Below are 15,083 nucleotides of genomic sequence, written 5' to 3' on the forward strand. Positions count from 1 at the left end.
TGCATTCCTGGGCCAGCAAACCGCTTGATTTAAAACAAAGGTAAGCCGGATAAGTGCCCGGCTTGCGGGGCCGTGCGTACGGATAAGCTTTCGCCGGCCGGCCAGCATTTGCGGCTTTAATTTCTGATTATGGGCTGAAGTAGTCAGATTAGATGGACCTTTCGGCTGGCAAGCTAAAGCTTACCCTACCTGCCATGTCTCTCGACCGTTTTTCTGCCCAGGCTGCTGCCTACGCCCGCTACCGCATCGATTACCCGCCCGAGCTCTACGCCTGGCTGCTGCCGCAGGTGCCCAACCGCCTGCGGGCCTGGGACTGCGCCACCGGCAACGGCCAGGTGGCCGTGGTGCTGGCCGAGTCGTTTCGCGACGTGGAAGCTACGGACCTCAGCGCCAGTCAATTATCGGAAGCCACCGAGCGGCCCAATATTCACTACCAGGTAGCCACGGCCGAGCACACGCCGTTTCCCGACGACTACTTCGACCTCATTACCGTGGGGCAGGCGGTGCACTGGTTCGACCAGGCGGCCTACCACGCCGAGGTGCGGCGCGTGGCCGGCCCCGGCACCGTGCTAGCCGAGTGGGGCTACGGCCTGGGACAAACTGGTGATAATGAGCTGGATGCGCTAATCCTCAGCTTCCACAACGAAACGGTGGGGCCGTACTGGGATGCCAACCGCTGGCACGTGCTGGACGAGTACGCGCGGCTGCAATTTCCGTTTGCGCGGGTGCGCACGGCGCGGTTTACGGTGCGGCGGCAGTGGTCGGCAGCCTGGTACCTCGACTACCTGCGCACGTGGTCGGCGGTGGTCAACTACGGTCAGCAGCACGACGGGGCCGACGCCGTGCTGCTGCTGGCCGACGAGCTAACGCGCCTATGGGGGTCGGGCGAGCGCGAGATAGTTTTCCCCGTGTTTGCGCGGGCTGGCGTGGTGTAGTGCTGGCGGGCGTAATGCCAACGTCATGCTTGGCGATATACCCAGCGGCTATTTAAGTATCACTCAAATGTCTATTAACCTTCCCTTTGCCGGCCTGCGGGTATTGGAGCTGGCCGCCGTGCTGGCCGGCCCGCAGGTGGGGCAGTTTTTTGCTGAATTGGGAGCCGACGTGCTGAAAGTGGAGCCGCCCGCCGGCGACGTCACCCGCACCTGGCGCACGGCCGGCGATAACCCCGACAGCTCGGTATCGGCCTACTTCGCGGCCTCCAACTGGGGCAAGGAGGTGCTGACGCTCGACCTGGCCCAGCCCGCCGCCCGGGCCGAGCTGCACCGGCTGGCCTTGGCTGCCGACGTGCTGCTGGTGAGCTACAAGCCCGGCGATGCTGAGAAGTTTGGCGTTGGCTACGCGGCGCTGGCGGCGGCCAACCCGCGCCTCATTTACGCGCACCTCACCGGTTACGGGCCGGCCAGCCCGCGGGTGGGCTACGATGCCGTGCTGCAAGCCGAAACGGGCTTCATGCACCTCAACGCCGCGAGCCCCGCCGACCCGCCCCAAAAAATGCCGGTGGCCCTCATCGACCTGCTGGCCGCTCACCAGCTCAAGGAGGGCATTTTGACGGCCCTGTACCAGCGGGAGAAAACCGGGCTCGGCGCGCTCATCGAGGTAAGTCTGCTCGATAGTGCGCTCGCCTCGCTGGCCAACCAGGGCGCCACTTGGCTCACCACCGGCCACGACCCCGTGCCGCTGGGCTCGGGCCACCCTGGCATTGTGCCCTACGGCACCGTGTACCGCGCCGCCGATGGCCAGCGCCTGGTGCTGGCGGTGGGCACCGACGCGCAGTTTCGGCAGCTGTGCCTGGTGCTGATGCGCCCGCGCTGGGCCCAGGAGCCCCGCTTTGCCACCAACCCGGCGCGGGTGCGCCACCGCGCGGCCTTGGAAGAATTGTTGCTCGTGCGCATTGCCGAGCTCAACGGCGCGGCGCTGCTGCACGAGCTGGCCCGGCTGGGCGTGCCGGCCGGGGCGGTGCGCTCGGTGGGCGAGGCCCTGGGCCAGGAGGCGGCGCAGCCGATGCTGCTGCCGCCCGGGCCGCCGCAGTTTCCGTACCCGGGGCTGCGCACGGTGGCATTTCGCAGTTCGGCGTGGCCAGTGGCGGCGGCGCTGAGTGCGCCGCCCGAGCAGCAGGGGTAGGTGAGGAATAAGGAGCTAAGAACAAAAAATAATTCGTCACTAGTATAGCGTAAATAACTGTCTTGTAGAGGTTTAGAATAACGTGCTGATTGTCTGCCAGCCCTGATGAAGGTGGTTTGCCCAACGCCATACCCCACTTGCCCGTTGAGGTTGTACCTTTTTTTCTGCCTCATACTGTGTTAAATCTACGTTTTCTCTTTGGGTTGCTGCTGGGCGTGGGCCTGCTACTAGCCCGCCCTGCGCAAGCCTATTCGGTGCTGAGCCACCAAGCCAATATTGACTCCTGCTGGGCACCCTACATCCGGCCCGCCCTGGAAAAACGCTTTCCGGGGGGCACCAAGGAGGAATTACGTGAAGCGAAAGCCTATGCCTACGGCGGCTCCATTATGCAGGATATGGGGTACTATCCCTTCGGTTCTCCGCTGTTTACCGATTTGGCGCACTACGTGCGCTCGGGTGATTTTGTGGAGAACCTGCTGCGCGACGCCCAAACCCGCACCGAGTACGCGTTTGCCCTGGGCGCGCTGGCTCATTATGCGGCCGATATCTACGGGCACGAGGTGGGCATTAATAAAACGGTGCCAATGCTTTTCCCCGAACTGAAAGCGAAATACGGCTCCACAGTCACCTACGAGCAGGACCCCGTAGCGCACGGCCGCACCGAGTTTGCCTTCGATGTGGTGCAGCTGGCCGCCGGCCGCTACCGCACCGCCGCCTACCACGATTTTATCGGCTTCAAAGTGAGCCAAGAGCTGCTGGAGCGGGCCTTCGCCGAAACGTATGGCCTGCAAATGAAGCAGATACTCTTCAACACCGACCTGGCGCTGGGCTCTTACCGCTTTGCCGTGCGCAACCTCATCCCGCTGGCCAGCCGCGCCGCCTGGCGCGCCAACCGCCACGAACTGCGCAAGGTGAACCGCCGCATTCGCCGCCGCGACTATGTGTACAAGCAGAGCAAAGAAGAGTACGAGCAGGAGTACGGCACGCACTACGAGCGGCCGGGCTTCGGGGCGCGCATCCTCGCGGGCGTTATTCAGGTGCTGCCTAAGGTTGGCAAGCTAAAGTCACTGAAATTCATTGCCCCCACGCCCGAGGCGCAGGCGGTTTTCCGCAAAAGCTTTCACGAAACGGTGCTTAGTTACGCCCACCTGCTAGCCGAGCAAACCGGTGCCGTGGGCCAGGCCCCGCAACTACCTAATATTGACTTCGATACCGGCCACCCCACCCACCTGGGTGAGTACCCGCTGGCCGACCGCACCTATAGCGAATGGGTGCGCGAGCTGGCTAAAAACGACTTCAAGGAAGTGACGCCCATTATCAAAAAAGACATTCTGGCCTTTTTCAACAACCCGCCCAAAGAGCCTCTCGACAAGGAAGAAAAAGAGGCGGATAACCGCCGCAAAACGGCTGAAGCCTTGGACAAGCTACGCGCCCTAAAAATGTGAGCCAATCCCCGCTTTTTTCACCCGCTGTTATGCGCTTGCTTCGCCGTTGCCTATTGCTGTTTTTACTGGCGCAAACGGGGCCGGCAGCAGCGTATTCGGTGCTCACCCACCAGTCGGTTATCGACTCTACCTGGGCTAAATGCCTGCTACCCCAGCTGCAACAGCGCTACCCCGGCGGCACTACCGATGAGTGGCTGCTGGCCAAAAGCTACGCCTACGGCGGAGCTATTTTGCAGGATATGGGCTACTATCCACTTGGGGCTGAGCTATTTACCAACCTGACGCACTACGTGCGCTCGGGCGACTTTGTGGCCAACTTGCTGCGCGAAGCCCACGGGCGCAACGAATACGCGTTTGCGCTGGGTGCGCTGGCCCACTACGCCTCCGACAACGTAGGGCACCCCGAGGCTACCAACGTCATTCTGGCCAACGTTTACCCCCGAAAAAAGGCGGCATTTGGCCCGGTTATCACCTACGAGCAGGCTCCTATCAACCACACGGAAGTGGAGTTTTCCTTTGATGTGGTGCAGATAGCCGCCGGCCACTACCGCTCGCAGGAATACCACAAGTACGTGGGCTTTCGGGTGAGCAAAGAGTTGCTGGAGCGTGGTTTCCGCACCACCTACGGGGTGGAGCTGGGCCAGGTGCTGTTCAATGTGGATGCCAGCCTGGCGACCTTCCGGCTGGCCGTGAACCAGCTGCTGCCCGCCGCCGCCCGCGCCGCCTGGGTCAACCAGCGCAAAGCCATTCGCAAGATTAGCCCGCGGGCCCGCCGCCGTGACTACGTATATCATTCCAGCCGCCGCGAATACCAGCAGGAGTTTGGCAAGGATGCCCAGTGGCCGGGCCTGGGCGCACGCATAATGTCGGGCTTGCTCAGCATTTTGCCTAAAATTGGCCCGTTGCGCGCCTTTGCTTTCGAATTACCCAGCGCTACTGACGAAGCTCGCTTCCGCCAAAGCTACCGCGATGCGCTGGTGCGCTACACCGTGCTGGTGCGTGAGCAGCCTATCGATACCATTGCCACCCAAGCCGCCAGCCGCCTGCCCAATACCAACCTCGACACCGGCCGCCCCACGCAGCCCACCGAGTATATGCTGACCGACGTAACCTACCAGCAGTTGCTGCGCGAGCTGCAAAAGGACAAGTTCAAGCACCTGACCCCCGCGCTCCAACAGCATATCCTGGCGTTTTACGCCACTGGTCCCGCGCCCGCCGCGCCGCCCGTCCGCTTTACCAAAGCTACGGAAGACGAGGCAAAGGACTCCCGCAAAAACCGCAAAAACCGGGAAGAATCTCAAGTGGCGCTCGATGAGTTACGGAGCTTGAGGCCGTCCGCAACGCAGCCTTAACGCGTAGAAAAGCCCGGCTACGCAATTGCGTAGCCGGGCTTTTCTGCGCGTTGTCAGTAAATTATATAATTATCTGTAAATCAATTAGTTCTCGTTGTCGCGGCCGGTGTGGAGGCCGGGTGGCGGGGTGCCCTGGTTGCCGCGGACGGTGGGAATACCCATTTTCTCCTCCCGCTTTTGCTGGTAGCGGGCAAACTGGGTGGAGGTGAGCACCTCCTTAAGCCGGTCGAGCCGGGCCAGGCTGATGTCCTGCACGTAGCTGCGCAGCTTGGCGGGCTCCTGGGCGTAGCGCTGGCGGGCGGCTTCCACGTTGCGCACCGCCGTGGTGTTAATGGCGCGCACCTTCTCTACTTGGGCCGGCGTGAGGCTCAGGGCCTGGGCCATGTTATTGGTGAGGGCATCGGTGCGGTCGGCGGCGGTAGTCGCCGTGGGCTTGGGAGCGTTGGCCAGGGCGGTTTGGGCGGCGGCTGGCAGCGCCAAGCCCAGCCCAAGTAGCAGGCCGCAGGAAATTTTGTAAAGCATGGGGTTTAACAGAATACGCTGTAAAGGTCGGCTAAAATAGGGACTCGTAAGACGCACGCAACAAGCGCGGGGCCCGGTTTAGTGCGCCCCACCCCCGCAAAACAAAAAAGGAGCCACTGCTGGGCAGTGGCTCCTTTAACAAGCAAAAAAATGGAACTACTTACTTAATGGTGTAGCTGCCGCCAGTGACCGTGCCATCGGTTTTGATGTCGCCGGGGGTCAGGGTGAGGGTGTAGGTCTTGTCAGCGGCTACGCTCAGGTTGCCGCCATTCTGGGTGAGGGGGCCGCCGGTGGCGCTGGCACCACCCAGGTTAGCCGTCCAGTCTTTGTTGTAGCGAAATTTGTAGCCCGCATCGCTGGTGCCGGCTTTAGCCTTGAGGGGGCCGGTGTACGAGTACGTCTTGCTAACGCAATCGTAGGTCATGATGATGTCGGTGTCCCAGCCGCTGGCTGCATCACCGATAACACTCCACGCCTTGGCAGGCTGTGCGCAAAATGCGTAGGGCGTAGCCGTTACGTTGGTCACGGCCGACATTACCGGCGAAACACCCGAGCCCAGCGAAGCCACCACGCGCACATCAACGCCCGTGGCCACGGGGGCCGCCGCCGCGCTTACCAGGCCCTTGCCCTGGTACACCGAGTTCAAGTCGCTCACGGTCAGTGTTTTGGTGGTAGCATTGCCGGCATCAAACGAAATCGGGCTGCTGAAGTCGCCGCCCTTTTTGTCGAATTGCAGCGAGTAGCTTACCACCGCCTGGTAGCCGTACGTAACGGGCGTCCAGGTGTACACCACGGCGTTCTTATCGCTGTTGGGCTGCTGCAACACCAAGTTGTTGGCCGAAGCCGTGAGGGTAGGGGCCGCGCCCGGCTGGGCAACAGCGCGCACCTCGTCTTTTTCGCAGGCAGCCAGCGAAATCATGCTGAAGGCTAGGGCGCCCAGCGTGAGTTTAGTAGTCCAAGGTTTCATACAAAGGGGTAGTATGGGGGTGGGAAGTTTTAAGAGTAAAAAGCTCTCAGGCCCCGGAATGCTTCACGATAAGAAAAGATTCCAGAGCCCAAGGCTTATTTCGGCTAGTACTTACTAGTAGCCCGTGTTCTGCGTCAGGTTGGCGTTGATGCTCAACTCCGAGGACGGAATGGGGAACAGGCTGAGGTAGTCGGCTACGCCGCGGCCGGCGGCTACACCACCTTTCCAGGGCCACACGTAGGCGCTGCTGGTGAAGAGGTTGTAGCGAATGAGGTCGGTGCGGCGGGTAGCTTCCCAGAATAGCTCACGCGAACGCTCGCTAAGCAAGAACGGCAGCGTGAGGCCCGCGGCCGTAATGTTGCCCGTGGTGGCACCCCGGAAGGCGCGGGTGCGTACCCGGTTCACGTAGGTGAGAGCCAGGGCTTGGTCGCCGCCGCCGCGCACAACGGCTTCGGCGTAGGTCAGGTACATGTCGGCGAGGCGGAACATGGGGAAGTCGGCATCCACAAACGTGTTGTCGGAGCCAGCAACCCCTTTCGACGTCACGTTCTTGAATTTGACCGGCACGTAGCCGTATTTAAAGTCGGTGAGCGACGTGATGGCCAGCGTCTGCCCGCCGGTTTTGAAGCGGCCGCGCGAATCCGAAGCCGTATCGGGGAACTGCTGAAACAGGTTGGCCGTGGTGCGGTTGCCACCCCAGCCCCCGCCAATGCCGTATTCGGCCGGGTTCCAGTTGGCATCGGCCGTGCCCGAAACTGCCGCGTGGGTCAGGAATGTAGTACCGCCGTAGCTCTGGGTGCTTTTGCCATCGAACACAATTGGGAAAATGATTTCCGAATTGTTGGTGTTGTTATCGGCCAGAAACAGGTCGCCGTACTTAGGAGCGAGGGTGTAGCCCGCGTCGATTACTTTTTTGGCGTAGGTAGCGGCATCGGCGTAGCGGCCTTTACCAGGGCCCAGGTACACCTCGGCGTTGAGGTACATCTTAGCCAGCAAGGCCCAGGCAGCAGCCTTGTCGGCGCGGCCATACTCGTTTCTGCGGGCATCGACCAGGCTTCCGTCAATCGCCTTTAGCTCGGTTTCAATAAAGGCAAAGAGGTCGGCGCGGCTGATGCGGGTGGGCAGGGCCGTGCCCCCAATTTCGAAGGTCTCGTCAGCAAATGGTACGTTGCCATACAGGTCCAGTGCATGGTAGTAGGCCAGGGCACGCAGGAAGCGGGCTTCGGCGCGGTAGGCGGCAATGTTGGTAGCATCGGCGCCGGTGAGGCCGCGGCCGGCCACCTTCGCATCCGTTGATTCGCTGAGGAAGCTGTTGCAAATAGTCACCTCGTACAGGAGGCGGCTGTACAATCCCCGGATTAGCACGCCGCTCGATGTCCAGTTCATGTTGTGCCAGTCCTGAATGCCGGGGTCGCCCCAGGCAATTACGCCCTCGTCGGTGGTCAACTCCTGCGCGCTCCAATACTGACGAATGTAGTCGGAAGTGCCTTCGTCGATGCCCTTGATGTCCTTGGTCATGTCGTCGCCAGCCGGGCCTTTCGAGCCGGTAAGCGCGAAGCCGCCGTAGATTTTAGCCAGTACCGACTTGTAGCCGGCCGCGTCCTTATACACGGCATCGGTGCTCAGGCCGTAGCCAGGTGTGCGGTCCAGGTCCTTGGTGCAGGACGGCGCTACCACCAGCGTAGCAGCCGAGAGCGAGAGAACCGTCGCGCTCCGAACAATAAAGTTTTTCATGTTAAAAATCGGGAATTCTTAAATGTTCAGGTTGAGGCCAAACGTGTACACGCGGGGCCGGGGGTACGAGTTGTTGTCCACACCGTTGGGAATCTCGGGGTCCAGGCCGGTGTATTTCGTAATCAGGAATACGTTTTGAACCGCGGCCGACAGGCCAAGATTCCCTTTGCCACCGAATACTTTACCCACGTTGTAACCCAGCGTAGCATTCTGCATACGCAGGAAGGAAGCGTTCTGGATGTAGTAGTCCGACGAATAGCGGTTCTGCGTCGCGTTCGGGAACTGCGTGAAGTTAGCGTCCTGCGTTACGTTGGTCAGGTAGTTGGTCGAGTAGTTGATACCCTGGTAGTTACCATTCTGCGCGCTCACGCTGTTGTACACGTAGTTGCTGAGGTTGCTGCGCAGCGTGAAGGCCAGGCTCAGTTTCTTGTAAGCCATGTTGGACGTGAAGCCCAGGATAACCGGCGGGGCCGACTGCTTATAGAGGTAGCGGTCGTTGGTATCCACTTTGCCGTCGCCATTTAAGTCAGCATATACATCGTTCAGCGGCTTGCCATTGGTGTCGTACACTTGCTTAAACACGTAGAAGGCCGAAGACGACTCGCCTACTGAGAAAATGCCAATGTTGGTGCCTGTGCCGCCGGGTACGCCGAGTGTTTCGATACCGGGGAAGCCAGGCTGCTGGTTGCCCAGCGACAGGATTTTGTTACGGTTATAGGTCGCGTTGGCGTTGATGCTCCAAGTGAAGTTGGCCGTTTGAACTGGAATAGCATTCACGTTGATTTCCACCCCACGGTTCTCGAGCGAGCCCACGTTGAACACGTAGTAGTTGGTGAAGTTAGTGCCACCAGCCAGGAAGATGCCGTTCAGCAAGTCGGTCGTTTTGCGGTAGTAGGCATCTACTGAGCCCGTGAGGCGGCCCTCCAGAAAGCCAAAATCAATACCCGCGTTATAAGTCGTGGTAGTTTCCCACTTCAGGTTTCGGTTAAAGCCTAGAGGTGAGTAAGCAGTAACCGGTATTCCACCGAATAGGTAGTTAGCCTGCGGGTTATTTATGGCGTAGTTCTGGATAGTGGGGTAGTCGCCGGCAATGCCGAATACATCTTGCTGGCCAGTACGGCCGTAGCCAACACGTAGCTTCAAGTCAGTAAAGGTGGTGTTGTCCTTCAGGAAGGTTTCCGACTTGATGCGCCAGGCTACCGAAGCAGCCGGGAAAAGGGCATTGCGGTTTTCCTCGTTGAAGCGCGATGAAGCATCATTCCGCAGGGTAGCTGTGAGCAAGTAGCGGTCCTTGAGGTTGAGGTTGGCCCGGCCGTAGTACGAGATAATCGTGTACTGCGTGGGGAAGAGGGGCGACGCCGCAGGCGACGAAACAATTGGCCGCCCGTCCAGGGAGTTGGCTAGGTACGAAGGGTAAGTAGGTGAATTCGTGAAAAAGTCTTGGTACGAGTAGCCAGCCAATAGTTCCAGGCGGTTGTCGCCCAGCTGCTTGCTGTAGTTCAGGAAGGTTTCGAGTAGCTTGTTGCGACGGTTCTGGCTATAGAGGGTATACGAGCCGCCGCGCTGCCCCATGACGGAGGGGTCAAACGGAACGTTATAGTAGGTGCCAGCCAGTGTAGTAGGCTGGTTTTTAGCACCTTCCGACTTAGTTACGTCGTAGCCTAGGTTCACGTTGGCGTGCAGGTCGGGCAAGAAGTGCAGCTTATAGTCGAGCTGCACGTTGCCGATGCTGCGCAGCACGGTGCTGCGGTCGCGGGTCTGCTCCAGGGCCGATACCGGGTTCTTAGGAGCTAGCTGCTGCGGGGCGCTGTTGGGGTTAGCCTGGTTCTGCAGGTACTCAAAGTACCCACCGTAAGGGCCGGTGTTGGTGCGCACGGGCTGGGTGGGGTCGAAGGCCAGGGCCGAGCCAATGGTGCCGAAGTCGGCAAAGTTGTTATCGGTTACCGAGCCCTTCACGTTTAGGGTCACGCGTAGGTGGTCGTCTAGCAAAATGGGCGTCAGGCTCAACGAGCCGGTATTACGCACCAGTTTGTTGGTGATGACTATACCATCCTGAATAAGGTTGCCGTACGAAACCCGGAATGGTACCAGCTTGCCAATCGAGCCGTTGATGCTCAGGTTGTTATCATACGTCATGGCCGTCCGGAAAATCTCGTTCTGCCAGTTGGTGTTAGCCGTGCCGAGCAGGGCCACTTTGTCGGGCGCCACGCGCTGCACCGTGGCGCGGAACTCATCGGCCGACAGCACATTCACCGAGTTGTAGCGCTTGGCCAGCGAGGTTTGCGAGCTGAAATTCACGCCGAGGGTTTCGCCGGCAATGCCTTTCTTGGTTGTAATCAGGATAACGCCGTTCGAAGCGCGCGAGCCGTAGATGGCTGTGGCCGAAGCGTCCTTGAGCACCGTAAAAGTCTCAATATCATTGGGATTGATAAGCGAGAGCGGGTTGGATGCGCCGCTTACGCCGGCACCCTGACTGTTGTCAACGGGTACGCCGTCAATTACAATCAGCGGGTCGTTGCTGGCATTCAGCGACGAGCCCCCGCGGATGCGGATGGTGGTAGCAGCGCCCGGCGCACCACCGGCGGTGGTGATTTGCACACCGGCAATTTTGCCTTGCACTAGCTGCTCGGGGTTAGTTACCTGGCCTTTCACGAAGTCCTTGGTAGTCACCGTAGTTACGGCGCCCGTTACGTCCTGCTTGCGCTGGGTGCCGTAGCCTACTACCACAGCCTCGCCCAGGGCGGTAGCGTTCTCGCTCAGTTTCTGGGCGGCCACGTTGCTGGTTTGGCCAGCCACTACCGTCACCGGCTGGCGCGAAGTGGAGTAACCCACGAAGGAAATGACCAGCGTGCGCGCGCCAGCCGGCACTCCCGAAATAGTGTAAGTGCCATCGGCATTGGTCGAGCCCCCTACGGAGGTACCATCAATGAGCACGGTAACACCCGGAATGCCCTCATTTTTAGCGTCCGTCACGCGGCCACTCACGGTGCCGGTACCCGTCTGGGCCCAGGCACCCAGCACGGTAGTCAAGCCAAATAGTACAAAAAGGAGAAACCGTAGCTTCGCCAGGTAAGGTTGTTTCATAAAATTGAAACTGGGGTGGGGGAAAGTGAAATAAAGCGCAAGTGAAAAAAAGCCTCTTATTCGGCGCTAGTAGCACTAAGAATGAGGAGGAAGGCAGACCAGCACTGCAAAAAAAAGCTGGCTAACTAACCACAACTCATCTGCAATCGATTGCAGGCGGAATGCGCCAGAATGTTAAGAAATTGTTAGAATTCATACTAAGATAAGCCAGCATCCTACCAGAAAGCAACTACTCACTCAGCAGGTACAGCATGTGTCCAAGCCGGTTTTGGGAGCTGCCTAGCGGATGTTTGGCAACCAACCGATACCGCAGCGAATTGACCTGCGCAGATGGTTTACATTATTTTAACAATAAGGCATTCAATGATTTTAGAATTTGCAAAAAATAAAAAACTGATAATGAATAAGTTGTCAATAAAAAATGGCCTTTAAATTTTTTGTTGATTCGATTTTTTTGATTGAAAATAGTGGGTAATCAGCCTCGGTTAGCTTCCCAGCTAATCCTTGGGTGACGACCCTGATAGTGCCAATAGCTAAGCCCAATCCCAAGCACGAATTGTGCGCCAGGCGCTAGCGGGCGCCGCAAAGTGGCTCGGTTTGCCGCAGGCGGCCCAAGGAGTTAGCTTTCGCGTTTTAAAACGGCCTCGCCGACTAGCGCGCGGCGTGGGCCAACAGTTCGGGGCAGCCCAGCTTGCCAGCTACGCGGTGAGCGCCGTACTTTTGGCTGACTCCATCTGTTTTTATGAAATTACTATACTACGCGCTTGCTTCTAGCTGCTTACTGCTCATCGCCGCCCCGAGCGCTACGGCCCAGTCGCGGCGGCCCGTCTCCAGCAAATCGACCGGGAAAGGCCGGCCCGGCCCGCGGGTTATTACCCCGCCCGCCCCAATGGAGTCGGCCAAGCGTATTGATAGCGCCGATGAAGATAAAATACCCCTGGTAATCAGTAAGATAAAGCTGAGCGACCCCGTGCTGGTGTTCTATCAGCAAGCCGGCCCCAGCAATGCCGTGCAGCAGCTGTTGATGGCGGAGAAGAGCATGAGCCTTCTCAAAACCACTCCGCTGGAAGAACTGGTGGCCCGCCGGGAGGTATTTATTGATGGCCTGGGTAGCTACGACCCACCCAAAGGCACGGACGATGCCGATAAATACCGCCTCACCGGCGTGAGCCAGCTGGCCAAGAGCGAAAAGCGCAAGCCGGCCCCCGACGGCCGCAGCACCTATTCGCGCATAAAAGTGCCGGGTAAGGGCGACTTGTACGTGGTGCGCGAATCGGCGGAAGGGTACCGCCATTTTGTGAGTGGCCCTCAAAAGCAGGGCTCCCGTATCGACTTCAGCGTGAACGCTTTACCGGGAGTAGACTCGGTGCGGGCAGTATACACGCTGCGTAAAATCGACTCCTCCGAAACGGGTGATGTTGTGCGGTAGCTTAGCTTATAGCAGTTAAATGATTGATTGTAAGGTAATTGTGCTAGCGTTGCTAGCGAGTGCAGCGGGGCATTTGGCGTGGGCCCAAACCACGCTGCGCCTTACGAGCCTGCCGGGGACTACCCCGGCAGGCTCGGTCATTTACGTGGCCGGTTCCTTTAATAACTGGCAGCCCGCCGCGCCCGCCTACGCCCTGGCGCGCCAGCCCGATGGCAGCTACCAGCTCACGCTACCCAATGAAGTAGTTGGCCCACAAGAGTTTAAATTTACGCGTGGCTCGTGGGATACTGGGGAGGCCACGGCCAAATTTCAGCCGGTGGCCAACCGGCAGGCCACTTTAGCGGCTGGCCCGGCCACGCTCACGTTTCAGGTGGCTGCTTGGCAAGACCAAGGCCCTGGCGCAGTGCCCGCTGGCCCGCGCCCCCACACTTTGGCCGCCAATGTGCGCGTGCTGGCCGACTCGTTTCGGCTGCCACAACTGCCGGGGCGAGTGCGCCGCGTGTGGCTCTACCTGCCGCCGGGCTACGCCCAGGCCCGCCGCCAGCGCTACCCGGTGCTGTACTTGCAGGATGGCCAAAATGTGTTTGACGACGCCACGGCCTACTCGGGCGAGTGGGGCGTTGATGAAACCCTGAACCAGCTGCGCGCCAGCGGCCAGGACCCGACCGGCTGCCTTGTGGTGGCCGTGGACAACGGCGGTGACCGCCGCCTCGACGAGTATGCGCCCTGGGTAAATGCCGAATACAAAAAAGGGGGCGAAGGCGACCAGTACACCAACTTCCTGGCCCTCACGCTCAAGCCCTACATCGACGCGCACTACCGCACCCGGCCCGATGCGGCGCACACTGCCGTTGCCGGCTCCAGCATGGGCGGGCTCCTTGCGCTCTACGCAGGGCTGAAGTATCCGCAGGTGTTCGGGCGGGTTGGGGTTTTTTCGCCAGCCATCTGGTTTGCCAAGGACTCTATCCTGAGCTACGAGCGCCGCCGGCCCGCGCCGCGGGCCAGTCGCTTCTACTTTGTGGCCGGCCCCACCGAAAGCGAAACCATGTTGCCGCTGATGGTGGAAGCGCGCAACGGCCTGCTGGCCAATGGGGTACTTGCTGCAAATATCCGGCTCGTGGCCCCTGCCGATGGCAAGCACGCCGAATGGTTCTGGCGGCGCGAGTTTGCCCCCGCCTACCGCTGGCTGCTGGTCAAGTAAACGGGGCCGCCATTATCCGCAATGTGAATACTTTGTGAAGTCGCCTGGGAAAGGTTGCGATTATAACAGAGTCTCGTATATTTGTTACCGTATGAACCACCAGGCGCTAGTCATTATGATGCTGAATTGCCGACCCAAACCGGGCTTCGGAATCGCGCGTCATGGCCAGCTACCACGGGTACTTAGCAAGTAATATGCTATTCCCCTCCGCAGCAACAGCTTTACAGCCCGATTCCAGCCCCCTGGAATCGGGCTTTTTTTTTGATTGTTTCCCTACTATTACCGCTATGTCACTGCACTTGCTCGCTCGCCCGCACCACCCCGCCGCGCCCGCTTCCGGCATGGTCTGGAAGATGTTGTTTGACCGCCAGCAGGCGCTGCTGCACCGCTGGGTGAGCCCCGCCTTCGGCCGGGCAATAGCTGAGCTGGGCCTGCGCCGCCACGAGTTGCCTAACCTCAACCAAATCAGTAGGTTGGTGCAGCAGCGCACCGGCTGGACGTTGCTGCTCACGGGCACTCCCGTGACCGAGGCCACTTACTACGCGGCCCTCAGTCGGCGCGAGCTACCGGTGGTGTCGCGGCTGCGTAGCTTCAGCGAGTTTGACCAGCCGCCCGGCGGCCCCGACCTGTTTGCCGACCTCTTTGGGCGGGTGCCGCTGCTACTGGAGCCGGGCTACGCCGAGGCCCTGCAGGCGCTGGGCTGCGCTTGGCAGTTGGCCACCACGCCGGCGGCAGTGGCGCTGCTGCGGCGCTTCACGCGCGCCACGCTGGAACGGGGCCTGCTCGCGGCTCCGGCTGGGGGGCGGCCACATTTCTACGGAGGAGCGTTGCTCACGTCGGCCCGGCACCTACACGGGGCGGCCGCTTCTGATATTAGTACGCATCATCCACTAGCTACTGCGGTACAGCAACTTAGCCAGCCCCTGCCCGCCGAAGCCAGCCTGACGGCCGTGGAGCCAGAAGTGTATTTCGTGGCCGCCGACTGGGCTGATATAAGCGCCGCCATTCAGCAGCTGCGCCACGAGCTGGTAAAGCTGCAACGGCAAGCCATCGGGAGCCGCGTGCTGCCACTCGCCACCGTGCCCGCCGAGCAGCCGAGCCGGAGCCACGCCTTTGCCGCTCGCCTGTCGGGGCTGCGGCAGGCCGATTAGCTTACCGAATGCCACCGGCTAAACGCAAAAGCGCCCACCTCGCAGGAGGTGGGCGCTTGTTGGTAAAAAGCAAC

11 protein-coding genes are annotated in these 15,083 nt (G+C 60.1%); 7 read left to right on the forward strand and 4 right to left on the reverse strand.

Translation table 11 applies throughout. The annotated features are described in order from the left end of the window. Positions 1-194: 194 nt before the first annotated feature. The 4 genes from ACYVGC_RS08940 (at position 195) to ACYVGC_RS08955 (ending at position 4,921) form a co-directional block, all read left to right on the forward strand. Positions 195-935, forward strand: coding sequence for a class I SAM-dependent methyltransferase (locus tag ACYVGC_RS08940; RefSeq protein ID WP_460583472.1), 741 nt, complete (start codon positions 195-197; stop codon positions 933-935). Between the two features lie 67 nt (positions 936-1,002). Beyond that, complete coding sequence (locus ACYVGC_RS08945) at positions 1,003-2,124, forward strand: CaiB/BaiF CoA transferase family protein (protein ID WP_460583473.1); 1,122 nt, start codon at positions 1,003-1,005, stop codon at positions 2,122-2,124. A 176-nt stretch (positions 2,125-2,300) separates the two neighbouring features. Continuing rightward, positions 2,301-3,569, forward strand: a complete 1,269-nt coding sequence (locus tag ACYVGC_RS08950) for a zinc dependent phospholipase C family protein (protein ID WP_460583474.1) — start codon at positions 2,301-2,303, stop codon at positions 3,567-3,569. 29 nt (positions 3,570-3,598) lie between these two features. Next, positions 3,599-4,921, forward strand: coding sequence for a zinc dependent phospholipase C family protein (locus ACYVGC_RS08955; RefSeq protein ID WP_460583475.1), 1,323 nt, complete (start codon positions 3,599-3,601; stop codon positions 4,919-4,921). A gap of 84 nt (positions 4,922-5,005) precedes the next feature. Here the strand turns inward: ACYVGC_RS08955 and ACYVGC_RS08960 are convergent, their stop codons facing one another. From ACYVGC_RS08960 to ACYVGC_RS08975, 4 genes are all read right to left on the reverse strand, one after another. Further along, a complete protein-coding gene (locus ACYVGC_RS08960; RefSeq protein ID WP_460583476.1) occupies positions 5,006-5,443 on the reverse strand; it encodes a hypothetical protein in 438 nt (145 codons plus the stop codon). A 160-nt stretch (positions 5,444-5,603) separates the two neighbouring features. Continuing rightward, complete coding sequence (locus ACYVGC_RS08965) at positions 5,604-6,410, reverse strand: SusE domain-containing protein (protein WP_460583477.1); 807 nt, start codon at positions 6,408-6,410, stop codon at positions 5,604-5,606. 114 nt (positions 6,411-6,524) lie between these two features. Continuing rightward, entirely contained in the window at positions 6,525-8,144 is a 1,620-nt protein-coding gene (locus ACYVGC_RS08970) for a RagB/SusD family nutrient uptake outer membrane protein (RefSeq protein ID WP_460583478.1), read from the reverse strand. Between the two features lie 18 nt (positions 8,145-8,162). Continuing rightward, positions 8,163-11,228 carry a SusC/RagA family TonB-linked outer membrane protein gene (locus tag ACYVGC_RS08975; protein WP_460583479.1) on the reverse strand — a complete coding sequence of 1,022 codons (3,066 nt, stop codon included), beginning with the start codon at positions 11,226-11,228 and terminating at the stop codon, positions 8,163-8,165. A gap of 742 nt (positions 11,229-11,970) precedes the next feature. On the opposite strand from ACYVGC_RS08975, the gene ACYVGC_RS08980 reads away from it, so the two are divergent. From ACYVGC_RS08980 to ACYVGC_RS08990, 3 genes are all read left to right on the forward strand, one after another. Continuing rightward, the gene (locus ACYVGC_RS08980; protein ID WP_460583480.1) at positions 11,971-12,657 is read left to right on the forward strand and encodes a hypothetical protein; all 687 of its coding nucleotides are present in this window, start codon (positions 11,971-11,973) and stop codon (positions 12,655-12,657) included. Between the two features lie 19 nt (positions 12,658-12,676). Further along, entirely contained in the window at positions 12,677-13,858 is a 1,182-nt protein-coding gene (locus ACYVGC_RS08985) for an alpha/beta hydrolase (RefSeq protein ID WP_460583481.1), read from the forward strand. 287 nt (positions 13,859-14,145) lie between these two features. Further along, positions 14,146-15,009: a hypothetical protein gene (locus tag ACYVGC_RS08990; protein ID WP_460583482.1), complete on the forward strand. Its 864-nt coding sequence runs from the start codon at positions 14,146-14,148 to the stop codon at positions 15,007-15,009. The last annotated feature ends 74 nt before the right edge of the window (positions 15,010-15,083 follow it).

This window comes from Hymenobacter arcticus (assembly GCF_054779975.1).